26 protein-coding genes are annotated in these 20,892 nt (G+C 31.5%); 19 read left to right on the plus strand and 7 right to left on the minus strand.

What is annotated here, in order from left to right:
- The first annotated feature begins 43 nt into the window (after window positions 1-43).
- The 11 genes from nirD (at window position 44) to FHR24_RS04245 (ending at window position 9,517) form a co-directional block, all read left to right on the plus strand.
- On the plus strand, window positions 44-418 hold the full coding sequence (gene nirD / locus FHR24_RS04195) for a nitrite reductase small subunit NirD (RefSeq protein ID WP_167184288.1): 375 nt from the start codon (window positions 44-46) through the stop codon (window positions 416-418).
- Between the two features lie 131 nt (window positions 419-549).
- Window positions 550-963: an RrF2 family transcriptional regulator gene (locus tag FHR24_RS04200; protein ID WP_167184291.1), complete on the plus strand. Its 414-nt coding sequence runs from the start codon at window positions 550-552 to the stop codon at window positions 961-963.
- Between the two features lie 2 nt (window positions 964-965).
- Window positions 966-1,175, plus strand: coding sequence for a putative signal transducing protein (locus FHR24_RS04205; RefSeq protein ID WP_167184293.1), 210 nt, complete (start codon window positions 966-968; stop codon window positions 1,173-1,175).
- 194 nt (window positions 1,176-1,369) lie between these two features.
- Window positions 1,370-1,633 carry a DUF2061 domain-containing protein gene (locus FHR24_RS04210; protein WP_167184296.1) on the plus strand — a complete coding sequence of 88 codons (264 nt, stop codon included), beginning with the start codon at window positions 1,370-1,372 and terminating at the stop codon, window positions 1,631-1,633.
- On the plus strand, window positions 1,626-2,255 hold the full coding sequence (locus tag FHR24_RS04215) for a phosphoadenosine phosphosulfate reductase domain-containing protein (protein WP_167184298.1): 630 nt from the start codon (window positions 1,626-1,628) through the stop codon (window positions 2,253-2,255). Before FHR24_RS04210 ends, FHR24_RS04215 begins: the two co-directional genes overlap by 8 nt.
- Before the next feature lie 129 nt (window positions 2,256-2,384).
- A complete protein-coding gene (gene cysD, locus FHR24_RS04220) occupies window positions 2,385-3,284 on the plus strand; it encodes a sulfate adenylyltransferase subunit CysD (RefSeq protein WP_167184301.1) in 900 nt (299 codons plus the stop codon).
- A gap of 114 nt (window positions 3,285-3,398) precedes the next feature.
- Window positions 3,399-4,640, plus strand: a complete 1,242-nt coding sequence (locus tag FHR24_RS04225; RefSeq protein ID WP_167184304.1) for a sulfate adenylyltransferase subunit 1 — start codon at window positions 3,399-3,401, stop codon at window positions 4,638-4,640.
- A 140-nt stretch (window positions 4,641-4,780) separates the two neighbouring features.
- Window positions 4,781-6,883 carry a HEPN domain-containing protein gene (locus tag FHR24_RS04230; RefSeq protein ID WP_167184307.1) on the plus strand — a complete coding sequence of 701 codons (2,103 nt, stop codon included), beginning with the start codon at window positions 4,781-4,783 and terminating at the stop codon, window positions 6,881-6,883.
- 143 nt (window positions 6,884-7,026) lie between these two features.
- Window positions 7,027-7,785 carry a uroporphyrinogen-III C-methyltransferase gene (cobA, locus tag FHR24_RS04235; RefSeq protein ID WP_167184310.1) on the plus strand — a complete coding sequence of 253 codons (759 nt, stop codon included), beginning with the start codon at window positions 7,027-7,029 and terminating at the stop codon, window positions 7,783-7,785.
- A complete protein-coding gene (locus FHR24_RS04240) occupies window positions 7,785-8,384 on the plus strand; it encodes a precorrin-2 dehydrogenase/sirohydrochlorin ferrochelatase family protein (RefSeq protein ID WP_167184313.1) in 600 nt (199 codons plus the stop codon). Before cobA ends, FHR24_RS04240 begins: the two co-directional genes overlap by 1 nt.
- An 80-nt stretch (window positions 8,385-8,464) precedes the next feature.
- Window positions 8,465-9,517 (plus strand): NAD(P)/FAD-dependent oxidoreductase, encoded by a 1,053-nt coding sequence (locus FHR24_RS04245; RefSeq protein WP_167184315.1) that lies wholly within the window; start codon window positions 8,465-8,467, stop codon window positions 9,515-9,517.
- Window positions 9,518-9,580: 63 nt separating this feature from the next.
- Here FHR24_RS04245 and FHR24_RS04250 read toward each other — a convergent pair whose 3' ends face one another.
- Window positions 9,581-10,159 carry an NAD(P)H-dependent oxidoreductase gene (locus FHR24_RS04250; protein WP_167184318.1) on the minus strand — a complete coding sequence of 193 codons (579 nt, stop codon included), beginning with the start codon at window positions 10,157-10,159 and terminating at the stop codon, window positions 9,581-9,583.
- Window positions 10,160-10,217: 58 nt separating this feature from the next.
- A complete protein-coding gene (locus tag FHR24_RS04255; protein ID WP_167184321.1) occupies window positions 10,218-10,784 on the minus strand; it encodes a Crp/Fnr family transcriptional regulator in 567 nt (188 codons plus the stop codon).
- A gap of 132 nt (window positions 10,785-10,916) precedes the next feature.
- Between FHR24_RS04255 and FHR24_RS04260 the strand changes: the two genes are divergently transcribed.
- Both FHR24_RS04260 and dusB read left to right on the plus strand, forming a co-directional pair.
- Entirely contained in the window at window positions 10,917-11,243 is a 327-nt protein-coding gene (locus FHR24_RS04260; protein WP_167184324.1) for a 2Fe-2S iron-sulfur cluster-binding protein, read from the plus strand.
- Between the two features lie 183 nt (window positions 11,244-11,426).
- On the plus strand, window positions 11,427-12,437 hold the full coding sequence (dusB, locus tag FHR24_RS04265; RefSeq protein WP_167184327.1) for a tRNA dihydrouridine synthase DusB: 1,011 nt from the start codon (window positions 11,427-11,429) through the stop codon (window positions 12,435-12,437).
- A gap of 121 nt (window positions 12,438-12,558) precedes the next feature.
- Here dusB and FHR24_RS04270 read toward each other — a convergent pair whose 3' ends face one another.
- A complete protein-coding gene (locus FHR24_RS04270) occupies window positions 12,559-13,755 on the minus strand; it encodes an ABC transporter permease (protein ID WP_167184330.1) in 1,197 nt (398 codons plus the stop codon).
- A 4-nt stretch (window positions 13,756-13,759) separates the two neighbouring features.
- Window positions 13,760-14,155, minus strand: a complete 396-nt coding sequence (gene rbfA, locus FHR24_RS04275) for a 30S ribosome-binding factor RbfA (protein ID WP_167184332.1) — start codon at window positions 14,153-14,155, stop codon at window positions 13,760-13,762.
- A 160-nt stretch (window positions 14,156-14,315) separates the two neighbouring features.
- Between rbfA and FHR24_RS04280 the strand changes: the two genes are divergently transcribed.
- From FHR24_RS04280 to FHR24_RS04300, 5 genes are all read left to right on the plus strand, one after another.
- Window positions 14,316-15,194 (plus strand): cell division protein FtsX, encoded by an 879-nt coding sequence (locus tag FHR24_RS04280; protein ID WP_167184335.1) that lies wholly within the window; start codon window positions 14,316-14,318, stop codon window positions 15,192-15,194.
- A 4-nt stretch (window positions 15,195-15,198) separates the two neighbouring features.
- Window positions 15,199-15,438: a DUF3098 domain-containing protein gene (locus tag FHR24_RS04285; protein WP_167184338.1), complete on the plus strand. Its 240-nt coding sequence runs from the start codon at window positions 15,199-15,201 to the stop codon at window positions 15,436-15,438.
- A 1-nt stretch (window position 15,439) separates the two neighbouring features.
- Window positions 15,440-16,234: an undecaprenyl-diphosphate phosphatase gene (locus FHR24_RS04290; RefSeq protein ID WP_167184341.1), complete on the plus strand. Its 795-nt coding sequence runs from the start codon at window positions 15,440-15,442 to the stop codon at window positions 16,232-16,234.
- The gene (truB, locus tag FHR24_RS04295) at window positions 16,235-16,945 is read left to right on the plus strand and encodes a tRNA pseudouridine(55) synthase TruB (protein WP_167184344.1); all 711 of its coding nucleotides are present in this window, start codon (window positions 16,235-16,237) and stop codon (window positions 16,943-16,945) included.
- 95 nt (window positions 16,946-17,040) lie between these two features.
- On the plus strand, window positions 17,041-18,375 hold the full coding sequence (locus tag FHR24_RS04300; protein ID WP_167184347.1) for a hypothetical protein: 1,335 nt from the start codon (window positions 17,041-17,043) through the stop codon (window positions 18,373-18,375).
- A gap of 3 nt (window positions 18,376-18,378) precedes the next feature.
- On the opposite strand, the gene FHR24_RS04305 is transcribed toward FHR24_RS04300, so the two are convergent.
- Both FHR24_RS04305 and FHR24_RS04310 read right to left on the minus strand, forming a co-directional pair.
- Window positions 18,379-18,855, minus strand: coding sequence for an ABC transporter ATPase (locus tag FHR24_RS04305; RefSeq protein WP_167184350.1), 477 nt, complete (start codon window positions 18,853-18,855; stop codon window positions 18,379-18,381).
- A gap of 82 nt (window positions 18,856-18,937) precedes the next feature.
- The gene (locus FHR24_RS04310; RefSeq protein WP_167184353.1) at window positions 18,938-19,546 is read right to left on the minus strand and encodes a thioredoxin family protein; all 609 of its coding nucleotides are present in this window, start codon (window positions 19,544-19,546) and stop codon (window positions 18,938-18,940) included.
- Between the two features lie 85 nt (window positions 19,547-19,631).
- Between FHR24_RS04310 and FHR24_RS04315 the strand changes: the two genes are divergently transcribed.
- Entirely contained in the window at window positions 19,632-20,189 is a 558-nt protein-coding gene (locus tag FHR24_RS04315; protein ID WP_167184356.1) for a hypothetical protein, read from the plus strand.
- Window positions 20,190-20,192: 3 nt separating this feature from the next.
- Here FHR24_RS04315 and FHR24_RS04320 read toward each other — a convergent pair whose 3' ends face one another.
- The gene (locus FHR24_RS04320) at window positions 20,193-20,678 is read right to left on the minus strand and encodes a regulatory protein RecX (RefSeq protein ID WP_167184358.1); all 486 of its coding nucleotides are present in this window, start codon (window positions 20,676-20,678) and stop codon (window positions 20,193-20,195) included.
- Window positions 20,679-20,892 lie beyond the last annotated feature (214 nt).

Raw genomic sequence — 20,892 nt, forward strand, 5'->3', positions numbered from 1 at the left:
ATAATAACTAAGAGTATTTTAAAATTTAAATTCGAGAAACATTATGGATACATTACAATCTAAATATAAAACGGTAAAAGTAGATGAGGTAAAAGAGTGGTTTAAAGCTGCTCCGATAAGTGCTTTTTCTGTAAATGGTGGGGCATGTGTTAAATATAAAGACCTACAAATTGCAGTGTTTAATTTTGAGAGATTTAATAATTGGTATGCATGCCAAAATTTATCGCCAGCAAAAAACGAAATGGTGTTGTCAAGAGGGATGTTGGGAGATCATAAAGGGGTTCCAAAAATTGCTTGTCCATTGTTGAAAAATACATTTTCATTAGAAACAGGTGAGAATTTAAATGGGGATTTAGAACCTATTGCAATTTATCCTGTAAAAATTAAAGACGGATTCGTCTATATCGGTACTCATTAGTAAAATGTATTTTTATTAATAAGTTTGTTTTATACTCAACTAAGCTCGATGGTCACATCGGGCTTTTTTATTGTTTTTTTAAGAATTATATTTAAATCTACTATGTCAGTAGGATTTGTATATTTGTTTTTATGTTATCAAAGAAAACAAAATACGGTATTAAGGCTTTGACTTATTTGGCTAAAACAAATAAAAATTGCCCTGTCCAGATTTCAGAAATTGCAGAGAGTGAAAACATATCTGTTAAGTTTTTAGAAAGAATTCTTTTGGAATTAAGAAAAGCTGGAGTGTTAGATTCTAAAAAAGGAAAAGGAGGAGGTTATTTTTTGGCTCGTTTGCCAAAAGATATCCTAATGACAGATATTATTCGTACTTTAGAAGGCCCCATTGCTATGGTTCCTTGTGTTTCTTTAAATTTTTATAAGAAGTGTGATGATTGCCCTGATGAAACTGTTTGTGCGGTTAATAAATTAATGATTCAGGTTAGAGATAGTTCTTTAGCAGTGTTTAGAAATAATTCTTTAGAAGATTTAATCACTTATTAATTATGTCATACGTTAAAGTGTTTTCAGGTAGTTTGGTAGAAGTAGAGCATATAAAACAATTGTTGCAAGAAAAAGGAATTGAACCTGTAATAAAAGATAATAATCATTCTGCCTCTATGGCTGGTTTTGGTGCTGTAATGCCAAATTTTCAAGAACTTTTTGTTCACTCTGATGAACAAGCTGTCGTTCTTGGTTTTTTAAAAACTCTCTAAGCTTACTATTTACTTTGTCAATTTTTTAACTAGCTAGAGCTCTTGCTCAGTAGTTTTGTTCAGTACCCTACTAAATTTGTAGATTTTTATTTTTTTTATTGTGTGCATGTAATTAAAACTATATCTTTGCGACCTACTTATTGTTATTTCCTACTTATTGAGTGGGGTAATAAGTGAAAAGAATAAAAAGAAGAATGATAACAGAAAAGATTTTAGGGAATAAATCAGATGCTAGCTTTAAAGAGTCTACGTCATCAGATAAGCCAATTCGTAGTGTTGTAAAAGCAGTGAGTTGGAGAGTAGTGGGAACATTAGATACTTTATTGGTATCTTGGTATGCTACCGGAAATCTTTCAATGGCATCATCAATAGCTTCTATTGATTTTGTAACAAAAATGATATTATACTTTTTTCATGAACGTGCGTGGAACGCAATAAAATGGGGTAAAAATGAGTAAGAAATTCACAGATGAGCAAGTCGCTCAATTCAATCAAGAGTTAGAAGGAAAATCTCCTGCACAAATTATAGCATGGGCTATAATTCACGCTAAAAAACCAGTAATTACAACCAATTTTAGACCTTATGAAGGAGCAATTCTTCACGCGGTTACAAATGTGAAACCAGGTATTGATGTTGTTTGGTGTGATACAGGTTACAATACTCGTAATACATACAAGCACGCAGAGGAGTTGATTAAATTATTGGATTTAAATATAGATTTATATGTGCCAAAACAAACATCTTCTCATAGAGATGCTGTTATGGGAATTCCACAAATAGACGATCCAATGCACAAGGTGTTTACAGAACAAGTAAAGTTAGAGCCGTTTAAAAGAGCAATGGATGCTCATCAACCAGATGTTTGGTTTACTAATTTAAGAAAAGGACAAACTGCTTTTAGAGATTCTATTAGTATTGTGTCTCAAGGAGCAGATGGAATATTAAAAGTAAGTCCGTTTTACAATTATTCTGACGAGCAATTAGATGCTTATTTAGAAGAAAATAAGATCCCAAACGAGCACAAATATTTTGATCCTACTAAAGTTTTAGGAAATAGAGAGTGCGGATTGCATGCTTAATTAGTACTGAGTACAAAATATTAAGTAGTAAGAATTAAAGCTTTGATGTTTAGGCATCAATAAAAATATAAAACATACGTAGCAGTTGTAGTCTTAGTACTCTGTACTAACTACTAAATACTAAAATAAATGAACGATTTAAGAGTAAATACATTAGAAAGTGAAGCAATCTATATCTTAAGAGAGGTGGCAGCACAATTTGAAAAACCAGTGTTGTTATTTTCTGGAGGTAAAGATTCTATTACTTTGGTAAGATTGGCTCAAAAAGCTTTCTGGCCAGCTAAAATTCCTTTTCCTTTTTTACATGTAGACACAGGACATAACTTTCCAGAAACGATTGAGTTTAGAGATCGTTTGGCAAAAGAATTAGGGATTGAGTTGATTGTACGTAATGTACAAGACAATATAGATTCTGGTAAAGTGGTTGAAGAAACAGGAAAGTATGCTTCTCGTAACATGTTACAAACCGAAACATTGTTAGATGCAATTGAGGAGTTTGGTTTTGATGCAGCTATTGGAGGTGCACGTAGAGATGAAGAAAAGGCACGTGCAAAAGAACGTATTTTTTCAGTTCGTTCTGATTTTGGAGAATGGGATGAAAAAAACCAACGTCCAGAATTATTCGATTTATTAAACGGTAAAATTGAATTAGGACAAAACGTACGTTGTTTTCCTATTTCTAACTGGACAGAATTAGATGTTTGGTCTTATATAGAAAGAGAAGAAATTGAAATTCCATCAATTTACTTTGCACACAAACGTAACGTGTTTTTAAGAGATGGAATGATTTGGTCTGCAGAAGATGATGTTGTGTTCCGTGCAGAAGATGAAGAAGTAAAAGAAATGATGGTTCGTTTTAGAACTGTAGGAGATATGAGCTGTACAGCAGCTGTATTGTCTGATGCTGTTTCTATAGGTAAAGTTGTTCAAGAAATTAGAGATTCTTCTATCTCAGAACGTGGTGCTCGTATAGATGATAAACGTTCTGAAGCAGCCATGGAAAAACGTAAACAACAAGGGTACTTTTAATAGTACAAAGTAGTTCGTACAAAGTACATAGATAAAAGAATTAAAAAACACAGAAAGTACACGAAGTCACTGAAACTTAATACTCAGTACTCAGTACTTAATACTATAAGTAAAATGGAAGTTTTAAAAATAGCAACAGCAGGAAGTGTAGATGATGGAAAAAGTACGTTGATAGGACGTATTTTATACGATACACGTTCTTTAACAGACGATAAATTAGAAGCAATTGAGCGCACTAGTAAGCAAAAAGGATTTGATTATTTAGATTTTTCTTTAGCTACAGATGGTTTGGTTGCAGAAAGAGAGCAAGGAATTACAATTGATGTAGCGCATATTTACTTTTCTACTGCCAAGAAAAGTTACATTATTGCAGATACTCCAGGACACGTAGAATATACTCGTAACATGGTTACTGGTGCTTCTACATCACAAGCAGCTATTATTTTAGTAGATGCTCGTAACGGAGTTATAGAACAAACATATCGTCACTTTTTTATCAATAACTTGTTAAAAGTGAAAGATATTATTGTAGCAGTGAACAAAATGGATTTGGTGGATTTTGCTCAAGATAATTTTGATGCAATTAAAGCTGAAATTACAGCTTTGGCAAAAAGAGCAGGTTCTACTCAAAACATTACTTTTATTCCAGTATCTGCTTTGCAAGGAGATAATGTAGTAAATAGATCAGAAAACACACCTTGGTATACAGGTACTACATTGTTAGAACATTTTGAGAAATTAGAAGCTCAAGATGTTTACGAAGAATCTGTAGCACGTTTGCCAGTTCAAACAGTAGTTCGTCCTAAAACAGATGAGTTTCATGATTTTAGAGGGTATGCTGGTAAATTGTATGGAGGTAATTTAGCTGTAGGTGATGAGGTAACAGTATTGCCATCAAAAACAGCTTCTAAAGTAAAAGATATTTACTTTTTTGATAAAAAGTATAAAGTTGCAGAAAGAGGAACTTCTATCAATGTAACTTTAGAGAATGATATCAATATTTCTCGAGGAGATATTATTGTAAAATCATCAGAGTTGCCAAAAGAAACAAAAGCATTAAATGCTAAGATTTGTTGGATGGATAGTACTAATTTAGTTGTTGGTAAAAAATATTTATTACAACAAGGTGCAAATGTAATTGCTGCAAAAGTAGCTTCTATAGATGCTGTAATTGCTACAGATTTTTCAGGAGAAGCAGCAGCTACAGAATTAAAAATTAATGAGATAGGAAAAGTATCTTTTAAGTTAGCTAAAACATTGTTTTACGACACATATGAAGTTAACAAAACAACAGGATCTTTTATTTTAATAGACCCTCAAACAAATAATACATCGGGAGCTGGATTTATACAATAAATAGTACAGAGTATAAAGTTTACTCGTTGAGAAGTAAATATTAATAAAATATGATTTAAAGTTAGAGTTTTAATTTGTGTAGTAAGATTATCTTAATACTCAGTACTCTATACTTAATACTAAAAACAAAGTTTTTGACCATGCAAAGTTTTAGATCAGAAATAGAAAATCCTATTGTTCAAAAAGATATTATTGAATTAGGAGATAAAATTCAACAGTTTTACGATGGTAAAATTGATGAAGAAAAATTTAGAAGTTTACGTTTAGCTCGTGGTGTATACGGTCAACGTCAGTTTGGTGTACAAATGATTCGTATTAAATTACCATACGGTAAAGTAACTTCAGATCAATTATTAAGAATTTGTAACGTTTCAGAAGAATATTCAAGAGGACGTTTGCATATTACCACTCGTCAAGACATTCAAATTCACTATGTGAGTTTAGATAGAACTCCTGAGTTGTGGGCAGAATTAGAAAAAAGTGATATTACTTTGCGTGAAGCTTGTGGTAACGCAGTACGTAACGTAACCGCATCACCAGATGCAGGAATCAATCCAGAGGAACCATTTGATGTAACTCCTTATGCAGATGCTGTATTTAAATTTTTCTTGCGTAACCCAATCTGTCAAGAATTAGGACGTAAGTTTAAAGTTTCTTTCTCATCAGCAGAAGATGACACCGCGTTGTCTTACATGCATGATATAGGTTTTATTGCAAAAATTAAAGTTATTGATGGTAAACTTGTTTTAGGATTTAAAGTAATGTTAGCAGGAGGATTAGGTTCTCAGCCTCGTTTAGCAGATGTAGCTTTTGATTTCTTAGAAGCAGATAAAATTATTCCTTATATGGAATCTATTTTACGTGTTTTTGATAGGTACGGAGAGCGTTCTAAAAGAGCAAAAGCTCGTCTAAAATTCTTGGTAAAAGATTTAGGTTTAGAAGCTTTTAATGAAATAGTTGCTAAAGAGCAATTGGCATTATCTAATCAAACGGTTGCTATTGTAACAGAAGGATTTAATAACAATCCAGATGTATCTAAAATTACAGCTCCAGAAGTAGTTATTGATGATGTTGCAGGATATGAAGCTTGGAAAGCAAACAATGTATTTGCACAAAAACAAGATGGGTTATTTGCGATTGGAATTAAAGTAAATATTGGAGATTTTTACTTGCCAGAAGCAAGAGCTTTGGCTGCATTAATTAAAGAATACGCAGCAGATGAATTAAGATTCACGCTACGTCAAAATATATTAGTTCGTCACGTACGTGAGGATTTATTACCATTCTTTTATACAAAATTAAAGGAATTAGGATTTACTGAATTAGGTTATGAAGCAATTGCTGATATTACAGCATGTCCTGGTACAGATACTTGTAACTTAGGAATTGCATCTTCTACAGGAGCAGCGGTTGAATTAGAGAAAGTATTAAGAGCAGAATACCCTGAGTTTGCAACAGAATCAGATTTGGTGATTAAGATTTCTGGATGTATGAACGCTTGTGGACAACACAACTTGTGTAATATTGGTTTTCAAGGAATGTCTGTTAAAGCAGGTAAGTATGTCGCTCCAGCTTTACAAGTATTATTAGGTGGTGGAACTTTAGGTGATGGTGCTGCTAGAATTGCAGATAAAGTAATTAAAGTACCGTCTAAAAGAGGTCCAGAAGCTTTAAGATTGATCTTAAATGATTATATAGAAAATTCTGGAGGAGTAGATTTTATTGAATACTACGAATCTAGAGGAGGACAAAAATATTTCTACGATTTCTTAAAACCATTATCTACTACAGATGATTTAGTAGAATCTGATTTTATAGATTGGGGGAACGAGGAAAAGTACGAGAAAGCAGTTGGTACAGGAGAGTGTGCTGGTGTTGTTATTGATTTAGTAGCTACTTTGTTGTACGATTCTAAGGAGAAATTAAACAATGCTAAAGAGGCTTTAGAAGGTGGAAAATTAAGTGATGCTATTTATTTTGCATATAGCTCAATTGTACACACAGCTAAAGCAATTTTAACAGCAGAGGGAACAAAAACAAATACGCACAATAAAATTATTTCTGATTTTAATGAAATTTTTGTTCAAGGAGGAAAAATTGATTTAGGAACTGATTTTGAATCGTTCATCTATCAAATTAACCAAAATGCACAATCAGAAGAATTTGCAAAATCTTACATTGCTGATGCAGAAAAATTCTTTGGATTGATTGAAGCATACAGACAAGCTGAATTAGCAGAATAAATATTAAGAATTTAAGTAGTTAAGAAGTTAGAGTTTGCTATCGCAAACAGAAGTTAAGAATTTTAAGTGTATAAAGCTGAATTCTGAACTCCTAAACAGCAGAGCTGTTGCTAACTCCTTAACTCCTTAACTACCTAAAAGGTATGAGTAAAGGAAAGTTAACATTAGTAGGAGCAGGACCTGGAGATCCAGAATTAATTACACTAAAAGGAGTAAGAGCTCTTAACGAAGCTGATGTTGTTTTGTATGATGCTTTGGCTAATGAAGAGTTATTAAAGCATGCACCCAATGCAGAAAAAATCTTTGTGGGTAAACGAAGAGGAATGCATAAGTTCATTCAAGAAAAAATTCAAGAACTAATTGTAGAACATGCTGTTCAGGGAAAACACGTAGTAAGACTTAAAGGAGGAGATCCTTTTATTTTTGGACGTGGAGCCGAAGAGTTAAAATATGTTCTAGAAAAAGGGATTGATTTTGAAATTGTGTCAGGAGTTACCTCTGCGATTGCAGCACCTGCTAGTTATGGAATTTCATTAACCCAAAGAGGAGTCAATGAAAGTTTTAGAGTGATAACAGGAACTACTTCAGAAGTAGAGTTAAGTGAAGATGTAGAAGCAGCAGCAAAATCTAACGTAACCATTGTTGTATTGATGGGGATGAGTAAGCTAGAAAAAATTGTGAATGCTTTTATAGCATTGGGCAAAACTGAAATTCCTGTAGCTATTATAGAAAATGGGACAAAAAATATTGAGCGTTTAGCTGTGGGTAACATCTCTACTATTTTAGAAATTATCAATCAAAAAGGATTAACGAATCCGTCTATGATTGTAATAGGTAAAACGGTAAAAGAAAGTGAAGTGTTATATACATACTTGTTGAATAAAAAAGGACAATCTTTATAATGGAAAAAAATCAATTATATCCCGTTTTTTTAAAAGTAACAGCATTAAATGTATTAGTTGTTGGTGGAGGAAACGTAGCGTTAGAGAAAATATCTTTTATGCTAAAATCTAGTCCAGATGCAAAAATCACAATGATTTCTCCAATGTACAGAGAAGAAACTATTGAGAAAGCTGACAATGCAGCTAATGTGCGTAGAATACTTGGTAAGTATGATGCGAGTATGCTAGAGGGTAAACATATAGTTATTGCAACTACAGATATACCTGCTGTAAACTTAAAAGTTTATAACGACTGTAAAGAGCGTTCTATTTTGGTGAATTTGGCGGATAATCCTCCATATTGTGATTTTTATATGGGAGGAATTGTAACCAAGGGAAATGTTAAAATTGGTATTTCTACCAACGGAAAATCTCCTACTATGGCAAAACGATTACGTCAGTTTTTTGAATCTGTATTGCCAGAAAATATAGATGATTTGGCAGAATATTTAAATAAGTATAGAGATACCATCAAAGGAAATTTTGAAGAGAAAGTAGAAAAGATGAACGAATTTACCAAAGGATTGGTGGGAGACGTTAAAAACAAGATAAAAGAGTAAAAAAATAATGATTGATCGGAAATTTATTCCGAATTTTACAACCGTTATTTAAAACGATAATAAATAAAAAAAGTAAGATAATGATTAAAACAGATATCTTAATCATCGGAGCAGGACCAGTGGGTATGTTTACGGTTTTCGAAGCAGGATTGTTAAAGTTACGTTGTCATTTAATTGATGCATTGGCACAACCAGGAGGACAATGTTCGGAGATATATCCAAAGAAGCCTATTTATGATATTCCTGCGTATCCAGAAGTGTTAGCAGGAGATTTAATAGATAATTTAGCAGAACAAATTAAGCCATTTGAACCAGGTTATACCTTAGGTGAAAGAGCGCAAACTATTGAAAAGCTAGAAGACGGAACCTTTAAGGTTGTAACCAATAAAGGAACAGAGCATTATGCTCCAACTGTATTTATTGCTGGAGGTTTAGGTTCTTTTGAACCACGTAAACCACCTATTAAAGAATTGGTAGATTTTGAAGATAAAGGAGTTGAATACATTATCCGTGATCCAGAATTATATCGTGATAAACGTGTTGTGATTTCTGGAGGTGGAGATTCAGCTTTAGACTGGGCTATTTTCTTGTCTGATGTAGCTAGTGAAGTATCTTTAGTACACCGTAGAAATGATTTCCGTGGAGCTTTAGATTCAGTAGAAAAAGTGGTTGAATTGTCTAAATCAGGTAAAATTAACTTAATTACAGAAGCTGAGGTAAAAGGAATTAATGGTGAAGGAAAAGTTGAGTCTGTGTTAATTAAGCATAAACACGATGGTGATATTGTAAAAGAATGTGATCATTTTATTCCATTGTTTGGATTGTCTCCTAAATTAGGACCTATTGCAGACTGGGGATTAGAGATTGAGAAAAATGCGATTGTAGTAAACAACGCATTAGATTATTCTACAAATATTCCTGGTATTTTTGCCATTGGAGATGTAAACACCTATCCTGGTAAATTGAAATTAATCCTATGTGGTTTTCACGAAGCTACTATTGCAGTTCAATACGCATATAATATTATCAACCCTGGTAAACGTTATGTAATGAAGTACACTACTGTAAATGGTGTTGAAGGATTTGATGGAGAAAAGAAAGAAGCTAAAAAAGCAGCAGTAATTAAAATCTAATTACTTTCTATATAAAATAAAAAAACGCTTAAAGCTAACTGCTTTAAGCGTTTTTTTATGGAATTATATTTGTTTATAACCTAGGTTTTCAGCCTTATTTAGCCAACTATTTAATTTGTTTGGTTTTGCGGTTTTTACATTTTCAAAATAAGTAACTTTTTTAGTTTTGATGCCACAAAAAGCCAATGTTGATTTTTTTAATTGGTTGATACTAGGTCTACCATAACCCCACCTGTAATACCAACTAGGTTGGTCTAAAGTAGTGATGATATGAGCTGTTTTACCTGCTAAAAGTTTTTCCCATTTGATAGAGTTTTCTATGTAGTTAAATGCAAATCCAGGTAAAAATAATCGATCAATAAAAGCTTTAGTTACGGCAGGTAAACCTCCCCACCATACAGGATGAATCCATACTAAATGATCTGCCCATTTAATAATATTCCATGCAGCAAGTAAATCAGGTTCTAGTATTGTTCTTTGTTGGTAACCTTGTTTTAAGTTTGGATTAAAATTTAAATCAGAAATAGTGATTTCTTTTACTTCCGCTTTAGATTTTAGTGCTCCTTTTTTGTAACGAGAAGAAATTTCAAAATTTAAAGATTCTTTATTTGGATGTCCATTAATAATTACAATTTTTTTCATTTTATATCTGTTTTCAACAAAAGTAAAATGAATGTATTTCTAGTTTTAGGACATTTGTCTAAAAGGTAACTTCTTTTCTAATTCTACTTAAATGTCTTTGTGTAATACCAAGGTAAGAGGCTAAATAATGCAGGGGAATCTGTTGAATATATTCTGGTTGATCTAAAAGTAATTGATTGTACTTTTGTAAAGCACTTTTACTTTGTAGTTGAAAAATACGTTGTTCTAATTCTAAGTACTCTTCCTCAGCAATTGTTTTAGAAAATAAGAGCCATTTGTAATTTTCTTTACCTAGCTCCTCTAGTTTGTTTTTGTCAATTACTAGTATTTCAGCATCACAAATAGCTTGTATGCTTTCTTGGCTAGTATTGTTACTTATAAAAGCAGAGTAAGCAGTCATTAATTTGTGAGGAAATCTAAAGCAACAACTAGTGTTTTCTCCATTTTGTGAAGAAGTAAAAGATCTAAAAACTCCATTGTTTACATAGGCTACTTTGTTACATGTAGCACCTTGTTTTACAAAAAAATCATTCTTTTTTACTTGCTTTACTTCAAAGTGTTTGATAAAGTTTTGAATTTCTGTATCTGTAAAAATCTTATAACTTTTAAAATAATCTTCTATCATAACAACAAACTTAATAAGATTTTTACCAGGATGCTTATCTTTTAATTATTCTCTAATATTTTTATTAATTAAGGTTTAGGTTGTATCTTTGCACCTCAATTTTAGCAACATAGTTAATTAAAATTCAGTACAATGTCTGATATTACCATTAAGATTAAAGATAGAGAAGGAGTAGTTCATGAGTTACAAGCCCCAACGGATATGGCAATGAACATTATGGAACTTTGTAAAGCTTACGAATTACCTGTAGAAGGAACTTGCGGTGGTATGGCAATGTGTGCTTCTTGTCAGTGTTATATTTTGTCTGACCATGAATTGCCAGAAAAACAAGATGCTGAAGAAGATATGTTAGATCAAGCATTTTACGTGGAAGATAATAGTCGTTTAGGGTGTCAGTTAGCCATAACAGAAGATTTAGATGGTTTAGAGATTGAATTAGCTCCAGAAAGCGAAGTTTAATTTTTTATAAATATAGCTATAAAAGTTCTCCAAAATATGGGGAACTTTTTCTGTTTAAATCAATAAAGTATTAGTTATAATTAAAATAAGACTCACAATAACCCTTTTGTATTTGTAAATTGGTTATTATTAAAATAGTATCTTTGCAATCCAAATTTTTTGGAAGCTAAAAATTAGTGTATTATGGTTAAAATTGGTGATATAGAACTGTGTGACTTTCCTTTGTTGTTAGCACCTATGGAAGATGTTAGTGATCCTCCTTTTAGAGCTTTGTGTAAAGAACAAGGAGCAGATTTGGTGTATACAGAATTTATATCATCCGAAGGATTGATTCGTGATGCGGCTAAAAGTGTGAAAAAACTGGATATCTATGAAAAAGAACGTCCTGTTGGAATTCAGATTTTTGGAGCTAATTTAGAGTCTATGTTGCGTACCGTAGAAATTGTAGAACAATCTAAACCAGATATTATTGATATCAATTTTGGATGTCCTGTAAAAAAAGTAGTGAGCAAAGGTGCTGGTGCTGGTATTTTAAAAGATATAGATTTAATGGTTTCTTTAACCAAAGAAATGGTAAAACATACCCATTTACCTGTTACGGTTAAAACTCGTTTGGGGTGGGATGATAGTTCTATTATGATTGAAGAGGTAGCAGAACGTTTGCAAGATGTGGGGTGTGCAGCCATTTCAATTCATGGTCGTACCAGAGCACAAATGTATAAAGGGAATGCAGATTGGACTAGAATTGCAGCTGTAAAAAACAATCAACGTATGCATATTCCTGTGTTTGGAAATGGAGATGTAAACACACCAGAAAGAGCGATTGAAATGAGGGATGAATACGGTCTAGACGGTTGTATGATTGGTAGAGCATCTATAGGAAATCCTTGGTTTTTTAAAGAAGTAAAACATTTTATGGCTACAGGTGAGCATTTGCCAGTAGCTTCTATTACAGATAGAGTAGAGGTGGCACGCAGACACTTAGAAATGGAAATTGCCTGGAAAGAAAGTGAAATACAAGCCGTAATGGAAACTAGAAGACATTATGCTAATTATTTTAAGGGGATTAAAAACTTTAAGGAGTATAGAATTCGTTTGGTAACAGAAGATTCTGCACAGGGAGTTTATAATATAATGAATGAGATTGTTGATCGTTTTGGAAATGTTTCTCAAGAACGTTTAATGCAGAAATAAATTTTAGATCTCGCTCTACTTCGTCTCAGCTTTGTACAGGCTACTTGATGATCTATTAGGGATTCAGGCAGAGTTGAGAACAAGTTTCTGAATACTGTGTGTTTTACACTAATGAATGAATCTATCTTCTTTTTATAAATTTATCAGAAATTCTACCACTAGCCAATAAACTAGCCAAAGCTCCAAAAATAACAATAGTACAACAAACTACGGTTACATTTTGCCATTCAAAAGCAATAGGATAAGCAATGCTAGGAGTAATCATAATTAGCTCAAAATTAAGTTGAAGAAAAACCAAACCAATTCCAAAAATCAATCCAATAAACATTCCCGCTAAGTTTAATAGAAATCCGTAAATAGCAAAAATACGTCTTACTTTTTTTAGAGGAGCTCCCATGTTTACAAGAGTTTTTATATCCTTCTTTTTGTCAACAATTACCATAATAATGGTTCCGCTAGTGTTAGACAATACCATTACAACTACCAATAAAGAAACTAAATAAGCAATTAGTTTTTCGGAATTTAAAATTTTGTAAAAAGAACTATTCAATTCTTCTCTTTTAGAAACAGAGTAGTTTGTAAGTTTGTTTTTTAAGTAGTTTAAGGTATTCTTAGAGTTTTTAGCATGCACTTTAATGTCAATATAACTAACCTCATTCGCTTGTTTATTAAGCAGTTCTTGTGATAGTGATATGGGAACGTAAACGTATTTGTTATCTTCTTGATTTTGATTAGAGATGACACCAATTACTTGTGGATTTATATTTTTAAAAGCATTTTTAGGATCAGTAATATAGCCTTTACCTGCTTTAGGAACATAGGTAAGTAATCTATCGGTATAAACATTTAAGTCTAATTCTCTAGTTAGTCTAAAACCAGCCACACAACTATTAGTACTGTTATTAGAAAACCATTCTCCTACCATAATAGACGAGTCTACAGGAGTTACTTTGTTAAATAAACTGTCTACTCCTTTAATAAAAGCAATAGCTTCTTTGTCTTTGTTTTTAAAAAAAGCGCGTTCTTCTAATACCTTTGTGTAAGTTATAGAGTCAGGGCTGTTAGCAAGTGTGTTGATGAAATTAGTATCTACCAAAAAAGATTTTCCTTGATTGGGAGTAATTCTAATATCGGGTGTATTTGTGTCTAAAATACTAAGGCTATAATCTTTAATTCCAGAAAAGACGGAAAGAACAATAAAAAGAGCCATGGTTCCTGCTATTACTCCCATACAAGCTAAAATGGTAACAATATTTATAATATTATTACCGCTTTTAGATTTTAAATATCGTTGGGCAATGTATAGCGGAAATCTCAAATGCTTAAGATTTTTTTCTTTTGTCTAAAATTTCAGGGTTGTGAATTGGGTTCACATCTTTTCCTTTTAAAGAAGCATCAATATTTTCTATATAGTCTAAAGAATCATCACCAAAAAATAACAAGTTTGGCATTCTTCTTAATTGATGTTTGGTACGTTGAGCCAATTCGTGACGAATAGAAACTGTGTTTTCTGTAACCGCTTTTAAAATAACATCTCTTTTGTCTGATGGAAATACACTTAAGTAAGCTTTTGCTTGCCCTAAATCTGCAGTAACATTTACTTTAGATACAGATATAATAACTCCACGCAATCCATTTCTAGCATCGGCCTGTAAAACTTCTGCTAAATCTTTTTGAATTACCCCAGCAATTTTCTTTTGTCTATTTGTTTCTTCCATAGTGCAAAGATACAATTATGAATCACGATTTTACAATTACAAATTAAGAAATCTTCAATTAACAAGTTTATCCTTCAATACTTACTTCTTTATACTGATAACAAAATTTTTAATACTCATTTTTTGATAGTACCTTGCAGACAAAATTTGAAATTAACGTATGTCTAAATCTTTTGAAAAATATCAGAAAAGACGATTGCTTGCATCGTACCTATCTGTAGTGTTAAGCATTACAATGGTATTGTTAATGGTAGGTTTTTTAGGCTTAACCGTTTTAAAATATAGAAATTTAAGCGGTTATTTTAAAGAAAAAGTATCGGTTACCTTGTATCTAAAAAACAATATAAAAGATACTGATAAAAAAGGTTTGGAAACTTTTTTAAAAGAAAAAGAATACGTTAACAAAGTAAATTTTGTATCTAAAAAACAGGCAGCAGAAGAATTTAGTAAAGATATAGGAGAAGATTTTTTAACTTTTTTAGGAGATAACCCTTTAAAAAGCTATTACGAAATTGGTTTAAAAGCAGATTTTGTGAATCCTGCTCAGCTTGTTTATATATCTAAAGAATTAGAAAAAAATGCATTTATAGATGAGGTTGCTTATGATGCTCCCTTGATAGATTTGTTAACTAAAAACATTAAAAGTATAGGGTTTTGGTTAATGGTTGGAGCTTCTGTTTTAGCCTTTATAGCCATTTTACTACTTAATAGCTCTATAAGATTGTCTATTTATTCTAAAAGATTTACCATAAAAACCATGCAAATGGTAGGAGCAACCAAATCTTTTATTCGCAAACCGTTTATATGGTCTAGCGTACGTTTAGGTTTGATTGGAGCTTTTTTAGCATCGGCAATTTTGATAGGTTTTTGTTACAAAGTAAATGATAAATTACCCGCTTTGGCTTTGTTAGAAGATAAACAAGTTTTAGTATTGGTAGTAGGAGGTGTATTTACAGTAGCATTATTTATTACAGCGTTTAGTTCGTTTTTAGCAACACAACGTTTTTTAAGATTAAAAACAGATCAACTTTATTTTTAAGGGTATGAAAGGAAAATTTGCATCCGAATTTGTATTTGGAAAGAAAAACTATCAATTAATGATAGTAGGATTGATAGTGATAGGATTAGGTTTTATTTTAATGTCTGGTGGAGGTTCTGATAATCCAGAAGTTTTTAACGAAGCCATTTATAATTTTAGAAGAATAAGATTAGCACCTACGTTGGTCTTAATTGGTTTTGGAATAGAAATTTGGGCAATTTTAGCAAAACCATCAAATAAATAACATGGGATTATTAGAGGCAATTATTTTAGGTATTGTTCAGGGATTGACAGAGTTTTTACCGGTATCGTCTAGCGGACATTTAGAGTTGGTAAAATATATTTTAGGCGATAATTCCGTTCCTGAAGAAAGTTTAACATACACTGTAGTGTTACATTTTGCTACTGCATTAAGTACTTTGGTTATTTTTAGAAAAGAAGTTTTTCAGATTTTAAAAGGACTATTTCAATTTAAGATAAATGATGAGTTTTGGTTCTGTTTAAAAATTGTGTTATCTATGATACCAGCAGTCGTAATAGGATTGCTTTTTGAGAAAGAACTAGAATCCTTTTTTGGAGGAAAAATTTTATTTGTAGGAGCCATGTTGTTAGTAACAGCATTGTTGCTATTGTTGGCAGATAGAGCCAAAACAACTAATAAAGAAGTTTCTGTTTTTGGATCTGTAATTATTGGTCTTTCCCAAGCTATTGCTATGTTACCAGGTATTTCTAGATCTGGAGCTACCATTTCTACCTCAGTACTTTTAGGGATTGATAGAAATAAAGCAGCAAGATTTTCTTTTTTAATGGTAGTGCCTTTAATTTTAGGTAAAATAGCCAAAGATCTTTTAGGAGGAGATATTCAATTTGCATCAGAAGAAATAGTTCCTATGGGAGCAGGTTTTGCAGCTGCATTTATAGCAGGTTTAGTTGCTTGCCAATGGATGATTACCTTGGTTAAAAAAAGCAAATTGATTTATTTTTCAATTTACTGTGCTGTTGTTGGTGTTATTGCTATTACTTATACATTTTTTGCATAAATGAAAACATTAGAGGAATACAAAGAAGGGCAGGTCTTGTTAATAGATAAACCTTTACATTGGACATCATTTCAGGTAGTAAATAAGCTACGTTGGGTGATTAAACAACAGTTTAAAATTAAAAATATAAAAGTAGGTCATGCAGGTACTTTAGATCCGTTAGCAACCGGCTTGTTAATATTGTGTACAGGTAAGTTTACCAAGCAAATAGAAACCTATCAGGCACAACATAAAGAATATACAGGGACTATTACCTTAGGAGGAACTACACCTAGTTATGACTTGGAAACGGAGGTTGATAAAACCTATCCTACAGATCATATTACCGAAGAAATGATTCGTGACACAACTCAGCAGTTTGTTGGAGAAATTGATCAAAAACCACCTATTTTTTCTGCAATTAAAAAAGAAGGAAAACGATTGTATGAATTGGCTAGAGAAGGTAAAACAACTGAGATAAAAGCCAGAAAAATTACCATTTCAGCTTTTGAAATTACCAATATAGATTTTCCTAACGTACACTTTAGAGTAGCTTGTAGCAAAGGAACTTATATTCGTTCTTTGGCATATGATTTTGGATTCGCATTGCAATCAGGTTCTCATTTATCTGCGTTGCGTAGAACTAAAATTGGTGATTTTCATGTAGATGATGCCATTTCTGTAAATCAATTTTTACAAGATTTTGGATTGGATCCTTTAGAAGAAAAGTAATCAATAGAACAGATAAAAGCTAAGAGGGATGTTATTTTAAACATTCCTCTTTTTTATTTGCATTGTTTTTTTATTTTTAAGATAAAAAACAAGCTATGAAAATTCTTTATTTTTTAGCAACTATTCTAGTTGCTATTTCATCTAGTGCGCAAAAAATAAAAACTAAAGAGATAAAAGAAAGATTGTCTGGAGTTTCTAAAACAAAAAGAGAATATTCTGTATTACATTCTGATAAAACTATAAAACATGGTTTTTATAAAGAGTATTATAAAAAAACAGCAGTTGTTAGTGGTGAATACAAGCTAAATAAAAAAGAGGGAACTTGGATTTACAAAGATCCTGAAGAGAATTATCTCCAAAAAGGAGCTTTTAATAATGGAAAAAAGGTAGGGGAATGGGTTTTGTATTATGATGGTAAACTAAGAAAAAAAGAGGTTTTTAACGAAAACAATAGGCTAGATAGTTTGTTTGTTTACAATGATAATAATCAAGTTAAAGAGAGTTTTTATTACAATAATGCCAAACAGTTAAGTTTTAAAAGAGCTGATATTGGTTTAGGTTTTATAAAAGAAGAAATAAAAAAAGATAAAGATAATTATACGGTTAAGTTTTATTATCCGAGTGGAGAGTTGCTTCAGGAAAAAAAGTTTAAAGATAAAAAGCTAGTATATGTGTCAGATTTTTATAGAACCAACGGTAGGGTTTTAATTTCCTCTTTAATGAAAAATGGAAATGGAGTGTTGTTAAGTTTGTTTTTAGATAAACTATTAGAAAAGAAATATATAAGTAAAGTCTCGGTAACTTATAAAGACGGTATTCCTAATGGTGATTATAAAGAATATGATACTAAAGGAAAAGTCTTAGTATCAGGAACTTTGCTTGGTAAGACAGGCATAGGAGAATGGAAAACTTGGTCTAAAAAACTCAACAGCTATACTGTAAGGAATTATAAAAAAAATGCTAAAAAAAAGTTTAATGTTAATATAGTAGATTTTAGCAATACGGTTTTAGAAATTCCTTTTGCAGCTTCTTCAGATCCTGTAAAATTGATGGAAAATAGAAAAAAGAATAATGCAGATTATCACAAAAAAGAATTTACTTATCTTGTTAATGAGTGTTTATCTAGGAATTTAAACACAAGTAAGATTGCATATTATATGCCAGAAAATGATGATGGAGTTTATAAAATTGCTGTTATGTTTAGAATAAATACGTTGGGAGAAGTCTCAGGTTTTAAAGTTAGATCTTCCTCTAAAAAACCAGAAGTAAAACAAGAAGTTATAAAAGCATTAGAAAAATTACCTGTGCTTATCCCTGCTTCCAAAGAGGGTAGAGTGGTAAATTTACTATTTTCACAACCTATTGTTTTTAGAACCAAAAAGGCTGTAGACCCTTTTGCAGATGTCAATCAACAAAGTAATAGATTTTAGGAGTTAAAACATCCTACTATACCAAGTGTCTTCTGCTGGCAATTCCCAGTCAGATTCTAACTCCTTTTTGGTATTAATTAAATTATCAAAAACAATGGTGTTTGTGTTTACACTTTTGTTTTTGATTAGTTTTTTAAACTCTTTAACATCTTTGTACTGCACGTATTCTCCTTGTTTAAAACAAACATTTAATTTGTCTAGCAATTCAATTTCATGTTCTAGCTGAAGTTTAAAAATAAAAGTAACCAACTCATCAATAATTAAGGTAGTAATGGGTTTGTTTTGATTGATGGCTATAATAATAAAACGTTGATATTTTATTTGATAACCAGCATCAATTTCATGTTTTGATACCCATTGGTTAACAAAATCATCAACTTTTGTATTGATTTCTTCTAAAAGTTCTGGGTGAAACTTTTTGTTACTAGGATATAAAAAAACTTTAGCGTTGTTTTCAAGTTCATTAAAATCTACTAACATGAAATGGAGTTTAGTTTCCACAAATATATTAGCAATCCATTAAATAACTTCATTTTTTTTAAAATACTTATTACTTCATAAATTATAATAAGTTTTTTAAAAGATTGTTTAAATCGTTTAACGTATCTGCACCTTTGTCTTTATTGTACCAAACCTGTAAATTTTGTTTAAAAGTAGCATCTAAACCACCGTGCTCTTTTTTGTAATTATTTACCATTTGAGTTGCTGTAGTAGGTCTTGGTCCCCAGTCTGCTATTACTTTATTGTTTGTGTCTAAGATTATTAATTTAGGAATAGCTTGGTTTCCGTTGGTTAAAAATTGATTCATTAAACTAGAATTCTCATCACGATAAGCAATTTTTAAATCAATGTTTTTAGACTGTTCTGCTATTTTGTAGATTACAGGAACAGTTTGGGCAGCATCACCACACCAACTTTCTGTAAGTACTAAAAATGTTATTTTAGAAGTTAAAGAGTTAATTGTAGCTATAATTTCATCGTTTACTTTTTGTGTTTTTGTCAAACGTTTTAGTCTAGCATGGTTTAGTTTGGTATAATTACTTAACTCATCAGACTGTGAGTTTCCAGAACTTTTACCATTTAGCACCAACTGATTTTGTTGTTCTAAATAATCAATATAACTAAAAGAATTTTTTAGGGCTGTATTTATAGCTTCTGTTTGCGTACTCATGTCTTTTAAATGTTTTACAAAAAGTTAGACGTTATTGTTGTTTGTACTTACAGCTAATTAATCAAGTTCTTATATATTTGTTGTTATGAAACAGAGTTTATTAGCCATTATTATTGTTATTGTAACATTATCGTGTAAAAATGATAATAGCAAGCAAGAAACAGAAGCCGCTGTGGTGTCTGATGAAAAGTATTTTAATGCAAAAGATGAAGTAATGCTTTTTGATAGTATTGCTGTTGCAGAGGTTGTTTATAAAGACTCTATAGCTACTTGGAAAGGGTATTTTAAAGTGCAAGAAAATTTAAAGAAATTTAAAAAAACGAGCCCTAATGAGGTCTTGGGAGCTTCGGATGAATTTGTAAAAGATGTACAATTAATGCGAGATTCTATTACAATACCTATATTAAGAGAAAGAGGGATGAGGGCTAGAATTAATGCATTGTACAACCAAGCTTTAAGGTTGCAAGAAATGAAGAGTATACCTGCAATTACAGTGCCTGAGGTGACCAAACAAACGCAAGGACTGTTCTCTATTTTTAGAATGATTAATTATAAAGTTAATGCCATTTATGAACAGGTTAATTTTGAAAAAGATTTGGTGAAAGATGATTTTTTCTTTTCTAAAATTGATTCTATTCACTAACTTTTAGGAGTTAAATTGGTGTAGGTTTTCGTAAACCAAATTAGATTCGTATCCTTTTCTGAGTAAAAAATCGGCAACTTTTTTTTTCTTTTTATAAAAATTACTCTCTTTGGTGTTGTTCCATTTTTGGGAGATCAAATAATTTAAGGTTTCTAGATATGCACCGTCTTCAATTTCTTTTAAAGCTGTTTTTATATTATAGGCAGAAATGTTTCTAAATTTTAGTTCTTGAGTAATTCTTACTTTTCCGTATTTTTTTATTCTAAATTTTCCTCTGGCAAAGCTTTTGGCAAAGCGTTCTTCGTTTAAAAAGTTGTGTTCCATTAAATGAAGAATGATCACTTCACAAGCCTGAGGAATCATATCCATTTTATAGAGTTTTTCTTCTACTTCTTTATGACAACGGTCTTGGTATACACAATAATTTTCTAAAGCTCTTTTTGCTTGGTCTACAGTGTATGTTTTGTTTGTTTGTTTAGAAAAATCCATAGGGCAAAATTAGTGATTATTTTAAGAGAGTTTGCCTGTTCTTTAAAGTGATTGTTGCGTTAAGGATTGAGAGGTGTGTTTGAGCTCTTTTAAAGAAATGAGTGAAAACAAAATTTGTTTAAAAAGCGAGTAACGAAAGCCTGACCCTAAAATTTTTTAGGGTAACGCCCAGAAAAAAAAGCTGTTTGATATGTATCAAACAGCTTTTTAAAAA

Source organism: Wenyingzhuangia heitensis (assembly GCF_011762155.1).
Lineage (GTDB): Bacteria > Bacteroidota > Bacteroidia > Flavobacteriales > Flavobacteriaceae > Wenyingzhuangia > Wenyingzhuangia heitensis.

Coding starts and splice junctions, on each gene's coding strand:
- nirD (WP_167184288.1), top strand. CDS start 44: ATGGATACATTACAATCTAAATATAAAACGGTAAAAGTAGATGAGGTA.
- FHR24_RS04200 (WP_167184291.1), top strand. CDS start 550: ATGTTATCAAAGAAAACAAAATACGGTATTAAGGCTTTGACTTATTTG.
- FHR24_RS04205 (WP_167184293.1), top strand. CDS start 966: ATGTCATACGTTAAAGTGTTTTCAGGTAGTTTGGTAGAAGTAGAGCAT.
- FHR24_RS04210 (WP_167184296.1), top strand. CDS start 1,370: ATGATAACAGAAAAGATTTTAGGGAATAAATCAGATGCTAGCTTTAAA.
- FHR24_RS04215 (WP_167184298.1), top strand. CDS start 1,626: ATGAGTAAGAAATTCACAGATGAGCAAGTCGCTCAATTCAATCAAGAG.
- cysD (WP_167184301.1), top strand. CDS start 2,385: ATGAACGATTTAAGAGTAAATACATTAGAAAGTGAAGCAATCTATATC.
- FHR24_RS04225 (WP_167184304.1), top strand. CDS start 3,399: ATGGAAGTTTTAAAAATAGCAACAGCAGGAAGTGTAGATGATGGAAAA.
- FHR24_RS04230 (WP_167184307.1), top strand. CDS start 4,781: ATGCAAAGTTTTAGATCAGAAATAGAAAATCCTATTGTTCAAAAAGAT.
- cobA (WP_167184310.1), top strand. CDS start 7,027: ATGAGTAAAGGAAAGTTAACATTAGTAGGAGCAGGACCTGGAGATCCA.
- FHR24_RS04240 (WP_167184313.1), top strand. CDS start 7,785: ATGGAAAAAAATCAATTATATCCCGTTTTTTTAAAAGTAACAGCATTA.
- FHR24_RS04245 (WP_167184315.1), top strand. CDS start 8,465: ATGATTAAAACAGATATCTTAATCATCGGAGCAGGACCAGTGGGTATG.
- FHR24_RS04250 (WP_167184318.1), bottom strand. CDS start 10,159: ATGAAAAAAATTGTAATTATTAATGGACATCCAAATAAAGAATCTTTA.
- FHR24_RS04255 (WP_167184321.1), bottom strand. CDS start 10,784: ATGATAGAAGATTATTTTAAAAGTTATAAGATTTTTACAGATACAGAA.
- FHR24_RS04260 (WP_167184324.1), top strand. CDS start 10,917: ATGTCTGATATTACCATTAAGATTAAAGATAGAGAAGGAGTAGTTCAT.
- dusB (WP_167184327.1), top strand. CDS start 11,427: ATGGTTAAAATTGGTGATATAGAACTGTGTGACTTTCCTTTGTTGTTA.
- rbfA (WP_167184332.1), bottom strand. CDS start 14,155: ATGGAAGAAACAAATAGACAAAAGAAAATTGCTGGGGTAATTCAAAAA.
- FHR24_RS04280 (WP_167184335.1), top strand. CDS start 14,316: ATGTCTAAATCTTTTGAAAAATATCAGAAAAGACGATTGCTTGCATCG.
- FHR24_RS04285 (WP_167184338.1), top strand. CDS start 15,199: ATGAAAGGAAAATTTGCATCCGAATTTGTATTTGGAAAGAAAAACTAT.
- FHR24_RS04290 (WP_167184341.1), top strand. CDS start 15,440: ATGGGATTATTAGAGGCAATTATTTTAGGTATTGTTCAGGGATTGACA.
- truB (WP_167184344.1), top strand. CDS start 16,235: ATGAAAACATTAGAGGAATACAAAGAAGGGCAGGTCTTGTTAATAGAT.
- FHR24_RS04300 (WP_167184347.1), top strand. CDS start 17,041: ATGAAAATTCTTTATTTTTTAGCAACTATTCTAGTTGCTATTTCATCT.
- FHR24_RS04305 (WP_167184350.1), bottom strand. CDS start 18,855: ATGTTAGTAGATTTTAATGAACTTGAAAACAACGCTAAAGTTTTTTTA.
- FHR24_RS04310 (WP_167184353.1), bottom strand. CDS start 19,546: ATGAGTACGCAAACAGAAGCTATAAATACAGCCCTAAAAAATTCTTTT.
- FHR24_RS04315 (WP_167184356.1), top strand. CDS start 19,632: ATGAAACAGAGTTTATTAGCCATTATTATTGTTATTGTAACATTATCG.
- FHR24_RS04320 (WP_167184358.1), bottom strand. CDS start 20,678: ATGGATTTTTCTAAACAAACAAACAAAACATACACTGTAGACCAAGCA.